This is a genomic window from Clavibacter nebraskensis NCPPB 2581 (assembly GCF_000355695.1).
GTDB classification, from domain to species: Bacteria; Actinomycetota; Actinomycetes; order Actinomycetales; family Microbacteriaceae; genus Clavibacter; species Clavibacter nebraskensis.
On sequence record NC_020891.1, the window covers coordinates 1,790,324 to 1,806,866 of the forward strand.

Sequence of the window (16,543 nt, forward strand, 5' to 3'; positions counted from 1 at the left end):
CTCCCAGTGGGAGCGTGCTAGGTCAGACCCTCCTGGTCACGAGGCGGCTGCGGGAGCGGCTGCCTGACGGGATCACGCGGGCCACGCGCGTCCTGGTCTGGACCACGCTCGTCGTGCAGACGCTCGTGGTCGGCACGGGCGGGCTCGTCCGGCTCACAGGCTCCGGGCTCGGCTGCCCCACCTGGCCGAGGTGCACCGCCGACTCCTTCGTCTCGACGCCCGAGATGGGCGTGCACGGGATCATCGAGTTCGGCAACCGCCTGCTCACCTTCGTGCTGGTGATCGTGGCGATCGCCACGTTCCTCGCCGTGCTCCGGCTCCGGAACCGCGGACGCGGGCTCTTCTCGATCGCGCTCGCCATCGGCCTCGGCATCCCCGCGCAGGGCGTCATCGGCGGCATCACGGTGCTCACGGGGCTGAACCCGTACATCGTGGGCCTGCACTTCGTCGTGTCGGTGGTCCTCGTCGTGCTGTCCACCGTGCTGGTGTGGCGCACCTACCACCCGCTCGACGAGGCCGAGCGCTCGGTCCCGTCCTCCTTCCTGGTCCTCGCTCGGATCACCGCCGTGGTCGTGGGCGTCACGATCCTGGTCGGCATCGTCGTCACCGGATCCGGCCCCCACGCCGGCGACCAGGGGGCGGCGCGCAACGGGCTCGACCCGGAGCTGCTGCAGCACGTCCACAGCTGGCCGGCCTACACAACCTTCGGCCTCACGATCGCCCTCGTGGTCATCGCGGCGCGCAACAGGTGGACGGCCCTCTCGCGCTGGACCCGGGTGCTGCTCGCGGTCGAGCTCGTGCAGATCGCCGTCGGCCTCATCCAGGCGCGGACGGGACTCCCCGAGTTCCTCGTGGGGCTGCACATGGTCCTGGCCTGCCTGCTGGCGTCCGCGATGACCGCCACGCTGCTGAGCACGACGCGACGCGCGGACGTGATCCGTCTCACGCCCGCGGAGGTGCGGCGCTCCGCCCACGTGGGGTGATCCCCCGACCGTGACGCCGACGCCCGCCCGAGCACCGCTCGCGGCGGGCGTCGTCGCGTCCGGCGCCGGCGCGCGGTCGGCGCATCCGACCCGCCCGCCCGCCGCGTCGGGATCCCGGTCCGCCGCCGCCGGTCACGGGCAGGCATGTCCCCCGTCGGCCGCGGGCAGCGCCGTCGCCGGCCGGTCGGGTCGCCAGGGCGCGGAGGCCGGCACCGGGTCTTTCCGGCGCGGGCGCGCGGGCGCGCGCGGGGGCGCGCCCCACCGCCGCGATCAGAAGGGCAGCAGCGGGTCGATGCCGACCGCGAGGAACAGCAGCGAGAGGTACGAGATGGACGCGTGGAACACGCGCATCGGCTTGATGGGCTCGTGGCGCACCGCGAGGTCGTACAGGCGGTGCGTCTCGTAGACGAACCAGCCGCCGCCCGCCAGCGCGGCGAGCGTGTACACGAGGCCCATGCCGGCGACCGGGATGAGCAGCAGCGAGCAGGCGAGCGTGGCCCACGCGTAGAGGATGGTCTGCAGGCCCACGGCGGCGCGGCCGCGGACGACGGCGAGCATGGGGACGTTGACCGAGGCGTAGTCGTCGCGGTACTTCATGGACAGCGGCCAGTAGTGCGGCGGCGTCCAGAGGAACACGATCATGAAGAGGATCACGGGCGCCCAGGAGATGTCGCCCGTGACGGCGGCCCAGCCGATCAGCACGGGCATGCATCCGGCGGCCCCGCCCCAGACGATGTTCTGCGGGGTGCGGCGCTTGAGCCACAGCGTGTAGACGAAGACGTAGAAGAGGATGGCGGCGAGCGAGAGCGCCGCGGCCAGCCAGTTGGAGATGACGCCGAGCCACAGGATGCTCGCGACGCCGATTATCCAGGCGAAGACGAGGGCCTCGCGGTCCGACAGCTCCCCCGTCACGAGGGGACGGCGCTGCGTGCGCTTCATGACGCGGTCGATGTCGCGGTCGATGTAGCAGTTGAACGCGTTGGCGCTGCCCGCGCTGAGCGTGCCGCCGACGAGGACGCCGAGGATAAGCCAGGGGTTCGGCCACCCGCCCTGCGCGAGGATCATGACGGGCGCCGTGGTCACGAGCAGGAGCTCGATCACCCGCGGCTTCGTCAGTGCGACGTACGCCTTGGTCTTCCTCGCCACGCCGATCGTCTCCCGATCGACCCGACTCTGCACCGCAACGTTCATCGCACCTCTAACTCGCCGGACATTCCCTCCCCATGGTAGGCCACGGCCCCTGCGAGCCGAGCCGCGTCGGGCCCGTCGCGACGGGCTCGGAACACCTGAGGCCAGGTGGGTGTTCCCTATACTGATAGGCGGTCCGGCTGGGCCTCCCCCCATCTTCAGAAGGGCTAGAACCAAGTGGCAGCATTGCAATGGGACCCCATCGACAGCAAGGCGGTCGACACCGCACGAATGCTCGCCGCGGACGCGGTGGAGAAGGTCGGAAACGGTCACCCCGGCACCGCCATGAGCCTGGCCCCGGCGGCCTACCTCCTGTTCCAGAAGGTCATGCGCCGCGACCCGTCCGACAGCACCTGGATCGGTCGTGACCGGTTCATCCTCTCGGTGGGCCACAGCTCGCTCACGCAGTACACGCAGTTCTTCCTCGGCGGCTACGGCCTCGAGATCGAGGACCTCCAGGCCCTCCGCACGTGGGACTCCAAGACCCCGGGTCACCCCGAGTACGGCCACACCGACGGCGTCGAGATCACCACCGGCCCCCTCGGCCAGGGCCTCGCCTCGTCCGTCGGCTTCGCCTACGCCGCCCGCTACGAGCGCGGCCTGTTCGACCCGGAGACGCCCGCGGGCGAGAGCCCCTTCGACCACTTCGTGTACGTGATCGCCGGCGACGGCGACATGCAGGAGGGCATCACCTCCGAGGCCTCCTCCCTCGCGGGGCACCAGGAGCTCGGCAACCTCATCGCGATCTACGACAGCAACCAGATCTCGATCGAGGACGACACCGACATCGCCTTCACCGAGGACGTCGCCGCGCGCTACGAGGCCTACGGCTGGCACGTGCAGCACGTCGACTGGAAGAAGACCGGCGAGTACGTCGAGGACGTCCAGGAGCTGTTCGACGCCGTCGAGGCCGCCAAGGCCGAGACGCGCAAGCCGTCGCTCATCATCCTCAAGACGATCATCGGCTGGCCGTCTCCGAAGAAGCAGAACTCGGGCAAGATCCACGGCTCGGCGCTCGGCGCCGAGGAGCTCGCGGCCGTCAAGCAGGTCGTCGGCTTCGATCCCGAGAAGAGCTTCGAGGTGCCGGACGGCGTCCTCGAGCACACCCGCCAGGCCGTCGAGCGCGGCCAGCAGCAGCACCGCGAGTGGGACGAGAAGCTCGCTGCGTGGGCCGAGGCGAACCCCGAGCGCAAGACGCTGCTCGACCGCGTCCTCGCCGGCGACGCCCCCGAGGGCCTCGAGGAGGGGCTCCCCGTGTTCCCCGCGGGCAAGGACGTCTCGACGCGCGCCGCGTCCGGCAAGGTCATCAACGCCATCGCCGAGGTCATGCCCGAGCTGTGGGGCGGCTCCGCCGACCTCGCCGAGTCGAACAACACGACCATCGAGTCGGCGCCGTCCTTCGTGCCCGCCGAGCGCTCCACCGACATGTGGAAGGGCGACCCGTACGGCCGCGTCCTCCACTTCGGCATCCGCGAGCACGCCATGGGCGCGATCCTCAACGGCATCGTCCTGCACGGCAACACGCGCCCCTTCGGCGGCACGTTCCTCATCTTCAGCGACTACATGCGCCCGGCGGTCCGTCTCGCCGCGCTCATGAAGGCGCCGTCGATCTTCGTCTGGACGCACGACTCCGTCGCCCTCGGCGGCGACGGCCCGACGCACCAGCCGGTGGAGCAGCTCGCCAGCCTCCGCGCCATCCCGGGCCTCGACGTCATCCGCCCCGCGGACGCCAACGAGACCGCGCAGGCGTGGAAGACGATCCTCACGCGTCGCATGGGCCCCGCGGGCCTGGCGCTCTCGCGCCAGAACCTCCCGGTCCTGGAGCGCGGCGCGGGCGACGCGACGGCCACCGAGTTCGCCTCGGCCGCCGGAGTGGCCAAGGGCGCGTACATTCTGGCCGACACCGAGGGCACGCCCGACGTGATCCTCATCGCCACGGGCTCCGAGGTCCAGTTCGCCGTCGAGGCGCGCGAGGCCCTCGCCGCGGACGGCGTGAAGGCGCGCGTCGTCAGCGCCCCGAGCCTCGAGTGGTTCGAGGAGCAGGACGCCGAGTACAAGGAGCACGTGCTCCCCGAGGCGGTCGCCGCGCGCGTCTCCGTCGAGGCGGGCATCTCGCTCTCCTGGAAGCAGTACGTCGGGCACCACGGCCGCAGCATCTCGATCGAGCACTTCGGCGCCAGCGCCGAGTACGAGGTCCTGTACCGCGAGTTCGGCATCACCACGGAGGCCGTCGTGAAGGCGGCCAAGGAGTCCATCGCCTCCCTCTAGAAGCTGACGAGGAGCGGGGCGGCCGAGCTGCTCCGCCCCCGCCGGCCCGGCCCGTCCGACCCGCCATCACGGCGCCTCGGTCGGGCCCCCGGAGGGGCGCACACGTGCGCCCCTCCCCCGAACCTCACAACCAGCGAGAAGAAGGCAACATGACCGACACCACTTCCCCCACCGCGCAGCTCTCCGCCGCGGGCGTCAGCATCTGGCTCGACGACCTCTCCCGCGAGCGCATCGATGCCAAGGGCATCGAGAAGGTGATCGCCGAGCGCGACGTCGTCGGCATCACGACGAACCCCACCATCTTCGCGTCGGCCCTCGCCAAGGGCGAGGCGTACGACGCCCAGGTCCGCAAGCTCGCGGCCGACGGCGCCGACGTCGACCGCGCGGTCTTCGAGATCACCACCCGCGACGTCGGCGAGGCCGCGCGCATCTTCCGCCCCGTGTACGACCGCACCGCCGGCTTCGACGGGCGTGTCTCCATCGAGGTCTCCCCCGACTTCGCGAACGACACGCAGGCGACCATCGACGAGGCCCACAAGCTGTGGGACAAGATTGCCGAGCCCAACGTCATGATCAAGATCCCCGCGACCCGCGAGGGCCTCGAGGCCATCACCGAGGTCATCGGCGCCGGCATCAGCGTCAACGTCACCCTGATCTTCTCGCTCGAGCGCTACCGCGAGGTCATCAACGCGTACCTCACCGGCCTCGAGAAGGCCAAGGCGGCGGGCATCGATCTGTCGACCATCCACTCGGTCGCGTCCTTCTTCGTGTCGCGCGTCGACACCGAGATCGACAAGCGCCTCGACGCCGTCGGCACCGACGAGGCCACCGCGCTCAAGAGCAAGGCCGGCGTCGCCAACGCGCAGCTCGCCTACCAGGCCTTCGAGCAGTCCTTCGCCTCCGAGCGGGCCCAGGGCCTCCTCGGCGCCGGCGCCAACAAGCAGCGTCCCCTCTGGGCCTCGACCGGCGTCAAGAGCCCCGACCTGCCCGACACGCTCTACGTGACGCAGCTCGTCGCCGCGGACGTCGTCAACACGATGCCGGAGAAGACGCTGGACGCGACGTTCGACCACGGCGTCATCGAGGGCGACACCATCACGGGCTCGTACGACGCCGCGAACGAGGTCCTCAACCAGGTCGACGCGCTCGGCATCTCCTACAAGGAGGTCACCGAGCTCCTCGAGAAGGAGGGCGTCGAGAAGTTCAAGGTGTCGTGGAGCGAGCTCATCGAGACCGTCACGACCGCCCTGGACGGCGCCAAGTGAGCGTCCGCATCGCGCTGAGCGGCGCGGCGGCCACGGCCGTCGAGACCCACGTCCCCGCGCTCGTCGAGGCGCACGTCGCCTCGGGGATCACCGGGCTCGACGGCACCCTGTGGGGGCCCGACGCCGAGTCCGAGGCCACCAAGCGCCTCGGCTGGACGCAGGCGGTCTCCGTCTCGCGTCCCCTCGTCGCCGAGATCACCGCGCTCCGCGAGGAGCTCCGCGGCCAGGGCGTCGACCACATCGTCCTCGGCGGCATGGGCGGATCCTCGCTCGCGCCCGAGGTCATCACGCGCACCGCGGGCGTCGAGCTCACGGTCCTCGATTCGACCGACCCGGGCCAGGTGCTCGCCGCGCTCGGCGACCGCCTCGCCACCACCGCGGTCGTCATCTCCTCGAAGTCCGGATCCACGCTCGAGACGGACAGCCAGAAGCGCGTATACGAGAAGTCGTTCCGCGAGGCGGGCATCGACCCGACCGCGCGCATCGTCATCGTGACCGACCCGGGCTCCCCGCTCGACGAGTCGGCCCGCGCCGACGGGTACCGCGTCTTCAATGCCGACCCCGACGTGGGCGGCCGCTACAGCGCCCTCACCGCGTTCGGCCTCGTGCCGTCCGGCCTCGCGGGCGCCGACATCGACGGTCTGCTCGACGAGGCGGAGGCCGCGTGCGCGCAGCTCGCCGTCGACGACGTCTCGAACCCGGGCCTCGTGCTCGGCGCCGCGATCGCCGGCACCTCGCCGCTGAAGGACAAGCTCGGCATCGTCTCCGACGGCACGCACATCGTGGGCTTCGGCGACTGGGTCGAGCAGCTCATCGCGGAGTCCACCGGCAAGCTCGGCACGGGCCTCCTGCCCGTCGTGCTGCCGACCGACGCCCCCGAGCTGGGCCTGGGCCTCGCCGACCTGCAGATCGCGCGGCTCGTCGCCGACGTCGACGCGCACGACGCGGCCGAGGGCGAGATCGTGATCAGCGGCACGCTCGGCGCGCAGATCCTCACGTGGGAGTACGCCGTCGCCGTGGCGGGACGCCTGCTCGAGATCAACCCCTTCGACCAGCCCGACGTGGAGGCCGCCAAGGTCGCCGCGCGCGGTCTGCTCGACGACCGTCCCGCCCCCGAGGCCCCCGTCGTCACGACGGACGGCATCGAGGTGCGCGGCACGAGCGAGGTCACCGAGGGCGCGACCGACGTGTCCTCCGCGATCGACGCCCTGCTCGCGCAGGTCGGCCCCACGGGCTACGTCGCCGTGCAGGCCTTCGTCGACCGCCTGGCCCTCCCCGAGCTCGAGCGCCTGCGCGACGCGGTGGCCCGCAAGGTCGGCCGTCCCGTCACGTTCGGCTGGGGCCCCCGCTTCCTCCACTCCACGGGGCAGTTCCACAAGGGCGGCACCCCCGTCGGCGTGTTCCTGCAGATCACCGCGGACGCGGCCGAGGATCTCGAGATCCCCGACCGCCCCTTCACCTTCGGGCAGCTCATCCAGGCGCAGGCCGCCGGCGACGCCACCGTGCTCGCCGAGCACGGTCGTCCCGTCCTGCGACTGAACCTGACCGATCCCACCACGGACGCCCGGGCCCTGCTCTCGACGCTCGAATGACCGCATCGCCGGATCCGTCCGGCAGATCGAGGAGTTACATGTCGCCGGTGGATATCACCCCGGAATTCAATCCACTGCGGATCCCGTCGGACAGACGGCTGAACCGCATCGCGGGGCCGAGCAGCCTCATCATCTTCGGCGTGACGGGTGACCTGTCGCGCAAGAAGCTGATGCCGGCCGTCTACGACCTCGCCAACCGGGGGCTCCTGCCCCCCGGCTTCGCGCTCATCGGCTTCGCCCGGAGGGACTGGGAGGACCAGGACTTCGAGCAGGTCGTGTACGAGGCCGTCAAGCAGTACTCGCGCACCAAGTTCGACGAGGACGTCTGGCGCCAGCTGGCGCAGGGCATCCGCTTCGTGCAAGGCACCTTCGACGACGACGAGGCGTTCCAGACGCTGAAGGACATCACGGAGGAGCTCGACCGCGAGCGGGGCACGATGGGGAACCACGCGTTCTACCTGTCGATCCCGCCGAAGTCCTTCCCGCTGGTCACCGAGCAGCTCCGCCGCTCGGGCCTCGCAGACCAGAAGGAGGGCCACTGGCGCCGCGTCGTCATCGAGAAGCCCTTCGGGAGCGACCTCACGACGGCCCGCGAGCTCAACGCCGTCGTCGAGTCGGTCTTCCCGCCGGACTCGGTGTTCCGCATCGACCACTACCTGGGCAAGGAGACGGTCCAGAACATCCTGGCGCTGCGCTTCGCGAACCAGCTCTACGAGCCCCTGTGGAACGCCAACTACGTGGACCACGTGCAGATCACCATGGCCGAGGACATCGGCGTGGGCGGCCGTGCCGGCTACTACGACGGCATCGGCGCGGCGCGCGACGTGATCCAGAACCACCTCCTGCAGCTCCTCGCCCTCACTGCCATGGAGGAACCCGTCGCGTTCGACGCGTCGAGCCTCCGGGACGAGAAGGAGAAGGTGCTGTCCGCGGTCCGCCTGCCGAAGGACCTGTCCACCGCCACGGCGCGCGGGCAGTACGCCGGCGGCTGGCAGGGCGGCGAGGAGGTCGTGGGCTTCCTCGACGAGGACGGCATGGACCCCGAGTCCCTGACGGAGACCTACGCCGCCATGCGCCTCGACATCAACACGCGCCGCTGGTCGGGCGTGCCGTTCTACCTGCGGGCGGGCAAGCGCCTCGGTCGCCGCGTGACGGAGATCGCGGTCGTGTTCAAGCGCGCTCCGCAGAACCTGTTCGCGGAGGACCAGACGTCGGCCCTCGGCCAGAACGCGCTCGTGATCCGGGTGCAGCCCGACGAGGGCGTCACCATCCGCTTCGGCTCGAAGGTGCCGGGCGCGGGGATGCAGGTGCGCGACGTCACCATGGACTTCGGCTACGGCCACGCCTTCACGGAGGCGAGCCCGGAGGCGTACGAGCGGCTCATCCTCGATGTGCTGCTCGGCGACCCGCCGCTCTTCCCCCGTCACCAGGAGGTCGAGCTCAGCTGGAAGATCCTGGACCCCATCGAAGAATTCTGGCGCACGCAGGGCCAGCCCGAGCAGTACCGTCCGGGCACCTGGGGGCCGGCCTCGGCCGACGAGCTCCTCGCCCGCGACGGACGGACCTGGAGGCGGCCATGAGAGTCGATCTGCCGAACACCACCACCGCCAAGATCTCGAAGGCGCTCGTCAAGATCCGCGAGGAGGGCGGCGCCGTCGCCCTCGGCCGCGTCCTGACGCTCGTGATCTCCACCTCGCTCGGCAGCGAGGAGGAGGCCATCGAGGCCGCCAACGACGCGTCGCGCGAGCACCCCATGCGCGTCATCGTGATCTCCACCGAGCGCGGTGCTGCCGCGGAGACGACCACGGAGAAGGCGCGCGTCGACGCCGAGATCCGCGTGGGCGGCGACGCCGGCGCGAGCGAGGTCGTCGTGCTCCGCGTGTACGGCGCCGCCGCCGAGGACGAGGAGAGCCTGGTCACGGGCCTCCTCCTCCCCGACGCGCCCGTCGTCGCCTGGTGGCCGCACGACGCCCCCGCGGTCGTCAGCCAGTCGCCGCTCGGCCGCATCGCGCAGCGCCGCATCACGGACTCGTCCACGAGCAGCAACCCGCGCGTGGCCCTGCAGCACCTGGCCGCGACGTACGCCCCCGGCGACACGGACTTCGCCTGGACGCGCCTCACGCTCTGGCGCGCGCTGCTCGCCGCGGTGCTCGACCAGCCGCCGTACGAGCCCGTCACGCAGGTGGAGGTGTCCGGCGCCGCCGACTCCCCCTCCACGGTGCTGCTCGCCGCATGGCTCGGTCTGCAGCTGCAGGTGCCCGTGCTGCACGAGGTCACCACCCGGGCGACCGGCTCGAGCGGGATCCACGGCGTGCGACTCCACCGCGCGTCCGGCGTCATCGACCTCGACCGGCCCATCGCCAACGTGGCGACGCTCAAGCAGCCGAACCAGCCGACGCACGATGTGAGCCTCCCCCGCCGGAGCCTCCGCGACTGCCTGGCCGAGGAGCTGCGGCGCCTCGACCCCGACGCGCTCTACGGCGACGTGATCCGTCACGGCCTCGAGCGCTCGACCGCGGGCCAGGGCTACATCACCGCGTCCACCACCGCACGGAAGGACTCGGGAGACCGTTGACGAACGACCGCAGGGTGCTCGTGCACCCCGACAAGAAGGCCATGACCGGCTCCGTCGCCGCGCGCTTCCTCACGAAGCTCGTCGACATCCTGGACGAGGAGGAGACCGCCAACGTCGTCCTCACCGGGGGGACGGTCGGCCCGAGCATCCTCGCGGCCGTCAACGAGTCCGCGGCGCGCGACAGCGTCGACTGGACCCGCGTCCACTTCTGGTTCGGCGACGAGCGGTGGCTGCCCCAGGACGACCCCGAGCGCAACGACATCACGGTGCGCGCGGCGCTGCTCGACCACATCGACCTGCCCGCGGAGAACGTCCACGCCATGGGCGCGAGCGATGCGGGTCTCAGCCTCGACGAGGCCGTGGCGGCGTACACGGCGGAGCTCGCCGCGCACGCGAACGGCGACACCTCGCTCCCCCGGTTCGACATCACCTTCCTGGGTGTCGGGCCGGACGGCCACGTCGCGTCGCTCTTCCCGGACAGCGAGGGCATCCGCACCATGGACGCCGCCGTGATCCCGGTGCGCAACTCGCCGAAGCCGCCGGCGGAGCGCATCTCGCTCACGCTGCCGGTGCTCAACTCGTCGCTGCGCATCTGGATGGTGCTCGCGGGTCCCGACAAGGCGTTCGCCCTGGGTCTCGCGCTCGCGGGCGCCGACCGGACCGAGGTGCCCGTCGCGGGCATCAAGGGCCGCAAGCGCACGGTGTTCTTCATCGACCGCGAGGCCGCGGCGGACGTGCCGGAGAACCTCAGGCTCTCCTCGTACTGACGCCGGCGCCGGTGCCGACCGGCGCTCGACACGAAGGGCGGGTCCTCCAGGACCCGCCCTTCGTCGTCCCCGGGGGACGCCTTCCGGTGCGAGCCGCTCCACCCGGAGCGGGCGGACACGCAGAACGCCCCCGTCCTGAGGACGGGGGCGTTCGGGGTGCTCGATCGACGCGGTGGGGACCTACTTGGTGGCCTTCACCGTGCCGCGGCGGGCGCGGAGCTGGTCGAGCGCCTCCTCGAGGAGCTGGCTCGCCTCCTCCTCGCTGCGACGCTCCTTCACGTACGCGAGGTGCGTCTTGTACGGCTCGAGCTTGGCGACCGACGGCGGGTTCGCCTTGTCGCGCCCGGCGGGGAGTCCCGACTGCGGCGAGTCGATCGTGACGGGGATCTCCTCCTCGGGCAGGTTCGCCGCGAAGTGACGGACGGTCTCGTTGCCGAGGGCGTCCCAGTACGAGATCGAGATGCGCTCCGCGTGGAAGCCGCGGTCCTGCTCGCCCATGGGGCCCGCGCCGACGCGCGAACCGCGAATGGCGCTTCCTCCTGATGCCATGTGGCTGCTCCCTATAATCCGGTGTCGAACTTGGTGATGAGCCCCAGGACCACGATGCACGTGACCCAGACGAGGCCGAGGATGACGGTGATGCGGTTCAGGTTCCGCTCGGCCACGCCGGACGAGCCGAGGCTCGACGTGGTGCCACCCCCGAACATGTCGGACAGACCGCCGCCCCGCCCCTTGTGCAGGAGGATGAGCATGGTCAGCAGGAGGCTGGTGATTCCCAGAACCACCTGCAGGACTACCTGGAGGATTTCCACGTGCGGCCTTTCGGGTGCGGTGCTGTGGCCGAGTCCGACCGGTGAACGGCCGATGGGCCATAGACGATCATAGCGGGCGGCTGAGTGCGACGAGCCGCCCGCGCCCGGACGCGAGCGGCTCGAGGGATGATGCCGGTCAGACGCCGACGTGCGAGCGGAACCGCGCTATCGCGGAGAACTCCTGCACGTCGAGGCTGGCTCCCCCGACGAGGGCTCCGTCGACGTCCGGCTCGCGGAGGAACCCCGCGATGTTGCCGGACTTGACCGAGCCGCCGTAGAGGATGCGCGTGGCCTTCGCCGCCTCGTCGCCGAGCAGCTCGGCGACGACCGCGCGGAGCGGCGCCGCGACCTGCTGCGCCTGCTCCGGCGTCGCGGCCTGGCCGGACCCGATGGCCCAGACGGGCTCGTAGGCGACGACCACGTCGGCGCCCTTCGGCAGGCCCTGGAGCGCGACGCGCAGCTGGGCCACGGGGACGGCGCTGGCGCCGTGCTCCTCGAGGTCGGCCGCGGTCTCCCCGACGCAGATCACCGGGACGATGCCGTGCTTCACGGCGGCCGCGGACTTGGCGGCCACCTGCTCGTCGGTCTCGCCGTGCAGCGTGCGCCGCTCGGAGTGGCCGACGATGACGTAGCGGCAGGCGAGCTGCGCCAGGAACGCCGCGGAGATCTCCCCCGTGTACGCGCCCGACTCGTGCTCGGACACGTCCTGCGCGCCGTAGGCGAGCTCGAGCTTGTCGGCCGAGACGAGCGTCTGCACGCTGCGGATGTCGGTGGCCGGCGGGAAGACGGCGACCTCCGCCTCCGCGTAGTCGTGCTTCGCGTCCTTGAGGCTCCACGCGAGCTTCTGCACGAAGGCGATGGCCTGGAGGTGGTCCAGGTTCATCTTCCAGTTGCCCGCGATGAGGGGCGTGCGCCCCTGCGGGCGATCGGTCACTGCCATCCGAGGACCTCCAGTCCCGGCAGGCGCTTCCCCTCGAGGAACTCGAGGCTCGCGCCGCCTCCGGTCGAGATGTGACCGAAGCGGTCATCATCGAATCCGAGCGCGCGGACGGCCGCGGCGCTGTCGCCGCCGCCGACCACGGAGAGCCCCTCGACGCGCGTGAGCGCGTCGGCGACCGTCCTCGTGCCCGCCGCGAACGGCTCCAGCTCGAAGACGCCCATGGGGCCGTTCCAGAACACCGTCGTGGAACCGCGGATGATCGTCGCGAACGCGTCGGCGGTCTCGGGGCCGATGTCGAGCCCGAGGCCCTTCGCGCCCGCGGGCGTCCCCTCGATGGCGTCGGCGCGCATGACCTCGTGGGCCGCGTCGGCGGAGAACCCGTCGGCGACGACCACGTCGGTGGGGAGCACGATCTTCACGCCACGCTCCTCGGCCTCGGCCAGGTAGCCCTTGACCGTCTCGACCTGGTCCTCCTCGAGGAGGCTCGCGCCCACCTCGTGGCCCTGGGCCTTGAGGAACGTGAAGAGCATCCCGCCGCCGATGAGCAGCGCGTCGACGCGCGGCAGCAGGTGGCCGATGACGCCGAGCTTGTCGGACACCTTGGATCCCCCGAGCACGACCGTGTACGGACGCTCCGGGTTCTCGGTCAGGCGGTCGAGGACCTCGAGCTCGCTCGCGATGAGCGAGCCGGCGGCGCTGGGGAGCGCCGAGGCCAGCTCGAAGACGCTCGCCTGCTTGCGGTGGACGACGCCGAAGCCGTCGGACACGAACGCGTCCCCGAGCTCGGCGATCGACTCCGCGAAGCCGCGGCGGACGGTCTCGTCCTTGCTGGTCTCCTCCGCGTGGAAGCGGAGGTTCTCGAGCACGACGACGTCGCCGTCGCCGAGGGCGCCGACGGCTGCACGGGCGGACTCGCCCACCGTGTCGCTCGCGAACGCGACGTCGGCGCCGAGCAGCTCGCCGAGGCGGGCCGCGACGGGGCGCAGGCTGTACTTCTCATCGGGCGTGCCGTCGGGGCGGCCGAGGTGGGAGATCACGACGACGCGGGCACCGGCCTCGCGGAGACCCGTGAGGGTCCCCAGCGAGGCGCGGATGCGCCCGTCGTCGCCGATCACGCCGCCCTTCAGCGGGACGTTGAGGTCGCAGCGCACGATGACGCGGCGGCCCCGGAGATCCCCCAGGGAATCGATGGTGCGGAGTGCCACGGCCGGTTACAGGCGGTCGGCGACGTACTCGGTGAGGTCGACGAGGCGGTTGGAGTAGCCCCACTCGTTGTCGTACCACGACGCGACCTTGACCTGGTTGCCGATGACCTTGGTGAGGCCGGCGTCGAAGATCGAGGAGTGCGGGTCGTTGACGATGTCGCTCGAGACGATGGGGTCCTCGGTGTACTTGAGGATGCCCTTGAGGGGGCCCTCGGCGGCGGCCTTGTACGCCGCGTTGACCTGCTCGACCGTGACGTTCGCCGTGGTCTCGATGGTGAGGTCGGTGATCGAGCCGGTGGGCACGGGCACGCGGAGCGCGTAGCCGTCGAGCTTGCCGACGAGCTCGGGGATGACCAGGCCGAGCGCCTTCGCGGCACCCGTCGACGTGGGGATGATGTTGACGGCGGCGGCGCGGGCGCGGCGCAGGTCGCTGTGCGGGCCGTCCTGGAGGTTCTGGTCGGCCGTGTAGGCGTGGACCGTCGTCATGAGGCCGCGCTCGATGCCGAACTCGTCGAGGAAGACCTTGGCGAGGGGTGCGAGGCAGTTCGTGGTGCACGACGCGTTGGAGATGACGTCGTGGGTGGCGGGGTCGTAGGTGCCCTCGTTGACGCCGAGGACCAGGGTCGCGACGTTGTCGCCCGTGGCGGGGGCGGAGACGAGGACCTTCTTGGCGCCGGCGGTGATGTGCTTGCGCGCGTCCTCCGCCTTCGTGAAGCGGCCGGTGGACTCGATGACGATCTCGACGCCGAGCTCGCCCCAGGGGAGGTTCGCGGGGTCGCGCTCCTCGAGGACGCGGATGGCCTTGCCGTTCACGATGATGTTGTCGCCGTCGAGCTCGACGGTGGCATCCAGGCGGCCGGTGATGGAGTCGTACTTGAGCAGGTGCGCGAGCGCCTTGTTGTCCGTGAGGTCGTTCACCGCGACGATCTCGATGTCGCTGCCCTTGGCGAGCGCGGCGCGGAAGTAGTTGCGGCCGATGCGGCCGAAGCCGTTGATGCCGATCTTGACGGTCACGTGTTCTCCTGATGTTCTGCGCGCTCGGGGGCGGCGGTGGGTGGTGGAGGTGTCGGGGGTGCGCGGGAGTCCTGGCGTGCGGGGACCGCGGGCGGCCGGGGTCTCCCCGCCGGCCGCCCGCGGCGTCGCCTACGAGAGGAGGAAGAGGCCCTGCGTCTTCGTGCGGGCGTCGTCGAAGCGCGCCTGCACGTCGGCCCAGTTGACGATGTTCCAGAAGGCCTTGACGTAGTCGGCCTTGACGTTGACGTAGTCGAGGTAGAAGGCGTGCTCCCACATGTCGAGCAGCAGGATCGGCACGGTCGCCGCGGCGAGGTTGCCCTGGTGGTCGTACAGCTGCTCGATGATGAGCTTCTGGCCGAGCGAGTCCCACGCGAGGATGCTCCAGCCGGAGCCCTGGATACCGAGAGCCGAGGCGGTGAAGTGCGCCTGGAACTTGTCGTACGAGCCGAAGAACTCGTCGATGGCCGCGGCGAGCTCGCCGGTGGGCTTGTCGCCGCCGTCGGGGCTGAGGTTGTTCCAGAAGACCGTGTGGTTGACGTGACCCGCGAGGTTGAACGCGAGGTCCTTCTGCAGCTTGTTGACGAAGGTCAGGTCGCCGGCATCGCGCGCCTCCTGCAGCTTGACGAGGGCGGTGTTGGCGCCGTCGACGTACGTCTTGTGGTGCTTGTCGTGGTGCAGCTCCATGATGCGGCCGCTGATGCTCGGCTCGAGGGCCGAGTAGTCGTACGGGAGGTCGACGAGAGTGTAGTCAGCCATAGGTGTATCTCCTCTTCATTGCCCGGGGGCTCCCGGCCAGAGGCCGGGGGTGGGTGACGGATCGAGTCTAGTCCGGCGGCCCTCCGCGCCACCTGGCCGGATGACGCCCGGCGTCCGGCGGATCGACGCCCGCCCCGGCGCGTGCGGCACCGACGGACGCCTCGCGGATCAGACGTCGTCGAGGTCGGCGGGGAGGTTCGCGTCGGTGCCGGGCAGGCCCTCGTCGACGGCCTTCTTGTCGGCCATCGCGAGCAGGCGGCGGATGCGGCCGGCCACGGCGTCCTTCGTCATGGGCGGGTCCGCGTGGTGGCCCAGCTCGTCGAGGCTGGAGTCGCGGAAGCGGAGCCGGAGGTCGCCCGCGTACTTGAGGTGCTCGGGGATGTCCGGGCCGAGGATCTCCATGGCCCGCTCCACGCGCGCGCACGCGGCCACGGCGGCCTGCGCCGAGCGGCGGAGGTTGGCGTCGTCGAAGTTGACCAGGCGGTTGGCGGTCGCCCGGACCTCGCGGCGCTGGCGCATCTCCTCCCAGTTGACGACCGTGCCCTGCGCGCCCATGGCGCGCAGCATCTGGCCGATGGCGTCGCCGTCGCGGATGACGACGCGGTGGACGCCCCGGACCTCGCGCGCCTTGGCGCTGACGTCGAGCCGGCCGGCGGCGCCGACGAGCGCCATCGCGGCCTCGTTGCCGGGGCAGGTGACCTCGAGCGCCGCCGAGCGGCCGGGATCCGTGAGCGTGCCCGCGGCGAGGAATGCGCCCCGCCAGACGGCCGCGATCTCCTCGCGGGAACCCGTGGTGAGGCGGTTGGGCAGGCCGCGGATCGGACGGCGGCGCGCGTCGAGCAGGCCGGTCTGGCGGGCGAGCGTCTCGCCCCCCTCCATCACGCGGACCAGGTAGTGCGTGGCACGGCGCATGCCGGACGCGGGGATGACGGAGATGTCGCTGCGGACGCCGTAGAGCTCGGCGAGGTCCTTGCGGACGCGACGGGCGAGCAACGGGGTGTCGAGCTCGGACTCGACCACGATGCGGTTCGAGATGAGGTGCAGCCCGCCGGAGAAGCGCAGGATGGTGGCCAGCTCGGCCGCCCTCACCGTGGTCTTGCTCACCTCGACGCGTGACAGTTCTTCCTTGACGTCCGAGGTCAGAGGCAAATGCTTACTCCCTTGATGAAATGGGTGCC

General features: G+C 71.1%; 15 protein-coding genes. 7 read left to right on the forward strand and 8 right to left on the reverse strand.

What is annotated here, in order from left to right; all coding sequences use genetic code 11:
* The first annotated feature begins 14 nt into the window (after positions 1-14).
* Entirely contained in the window at positions 15-983 is a 969-nt protein-coding gene (locus CMN_RS08445) for a COX15/CtaA family protein (RefSeq protein WP_374058273.1), read from the forward strand.
* 270 nt (positions 984-1,253) lie between these two features.
* On the opposite strand, the gene CMN_RS08450 is transcribed toward CMN_RS08445, so the two are convergent.
* On the reverse strand, positions 1,254-2,174 hold the full coding sequence (locus CMN_RS08450; protein ID WP_015490404.1) for a heme o synthase: 921 nt from the start codon (positions 2,172-2,174) through the stop codon (positions 1,254-1,256).
* Positions 2,175-2,348: 174 nt separating this feature from the next.
* Between CMN_RS08450 and tkt the strand changes: the two genes are divergently transcribed.
* From tkt to pgl, 6 genes are all read left to right on the forward strand, one after another.
* Positions 2,349-4,439 (forward strand): transketolase, encoded by a 2,091-nt coding sequence (gene tkt, locus CMN_RS08455; RefSeq protein WP_015490405.1) that lies wholly within the window; start codon positions 2,349-2,351, stop codon positions 4,437-4,439.
* A gap of 149 nt (positions 4,440-4,588) precedes the next feature.
* The gene (gene tal, locus CMN_RS08460) at positions 4,589-5,704 is read left to right on the forward strand and encodes a transaldolase (RefSeq protein WP_015490406.1); all 1,116 of its coding nucleotides are present in this window, start codon (positions 4,589-4,591) and stop codon (positions 5,702-5,704) included.
* Positions 5,701-7,296: a hypothetical protein gene (locus tag CMN_RS08465; protein WP_015490407.1), complete on the forward strand. Its 1,596-nt coding sequence runs from the start codon at positions 5,701-5,703 to the stop codon at positions 7,294-7,296. The genes tal and CMN_RS08465 overlap by 4 nt, the downstream gene beginning before the upstream one ends.
* 38 nt (positions 7,297-7,334) lie before the next feature.
* A complete protein-coding gene (gene zwf / locus CMN_RS08470) occupies positions 7,335-8,876 on the forward strand; it encodes a glucose-6-phosphate dehydrogenase (RefSeq protein WP_012299309.1) in 1,542 nt (513 codons plus the stop codon).
* On the forward strand, positions 8,873-9,871 hold the full coding sequence (locus tag CMN_RS08475; RefSeq protein ID WP_015490408.1) for a glucose-6-phosphate dehydrogenase assembly protein OpcA: 999 nt from the start codon (positions 8,873-8,875) through the stop codon (positions 9,869-9,871). Before zwf ends, CMN_RS08475 begins: the two co-directional genes overlap by 4 nt.
* The gene (gene pgl, locus CMN_RS08480; protein ID WP_015490409.1) at positions 9,868-10,638 is read left to right on the forward strand and encodes a 6-phosphogluconolactonase; all 771 of its coding nucleotides are present in this window, start codon (positions 9,868-9,870) and stop codon (positions 10,636-10,638) included. The genes CMN_RS08475 and pgl overlap by 4 nt, the downstream gene beginning before the upstream one ends.
* A 180-nt stretch (positions 10,639-10,818) precedes the next feature.
* Here the strand turns inward: pgl and CMN_RS08485 are convergent, their stop codons facing one another.
* From CMN_RS08485 to whiA, 7 genes are all read right to left on the reverse strand, one after another.
* Positions 10,819-11,187, reverse strand: a complete 369-nt coding sequence (locus CMN_RS08485; protein WP_015490410.1) for an RNA polymerase-binding protein RbpA — start codon at positions 11,185-11,187, stop codon at positions 10,819-10,821.
* A gap of 11 nt (positions 11,188-11,198) precedes the next feature.
* Entirely contained in the window at positions 11,199-11,450 is a 252-nt protein-coding gene (gene secG, locus CMN_RS08490; protein ID WP_012038429.1) for a preprotein translocase subunit SecG, read from the reverse strand.
* A gap of 136 nt (positions 11,451-11,586) precedes the next feature.
* Positions 11,587-12,390: a triose-phosphate isomerase gene (gene tpiA / locus CMN_RS08495; protein WP_041465268.1), complete on the reverse strand. Its 804-nt coding sequence runs from the start codon at positions 12,388-12,390 to the stop codon at positions 11,587-11,589.
* Positions 12,381-13,595, reverse strand: a complete 1,215-nt coding sequence (locus CMN_RS08500) for a phosphoglycerate kinase (protein ID WP_015490412.1) — start codon at positions 13,593-13,595, stop codon at positions 12,381-12,383. Before CMN_RS08500 ends, tpiA begins: the two co-directional genes overlap by 10 nt.
* 6 nt (positions 13,596-13,601) lie before the next feature.
* Positions 13,602-14,609 (reverse strand): type I glyceraldehyde-3-phosphate dehydrogenase, encoded by a 1,008-nt coding sequence (gene gap / locus CMN_RS08505; RefSeq protein WP_015490413.1) that lies wholly within the window; start codon positions 14,607-14,609, stop codon positions 13,602-13,604.
* Between the two features lie 129 nt (positions 14,610-14,738).
* The gene (locus CMN_RS08510; protein WP_015490414.1) at positions 14,739-15,365 is read right to left on the reverse strand and encodes a superoxide dismutase; all 627 of its coding nucleotides are present in this window, start codon (positions 15,363-15,365) and stop codon (positions 14,739-14,741) included.
* 168 nt (positions 15,366-15,533) lie between these two features.
* Positions 15,534-16,514 (reverse strand): DNA-binding protein WhiA, encoded by a 981-nt coding sequence (gene whiA, locus CMN_RS08515; RefSeq protein ID WP_015490415.1) that lies wholly within the window; start codon positions 16,512-16,514, stop codon positions 15,534-15,536.
* Positions 16,515-16,543 lie beyond the last annotated feature (29 nt).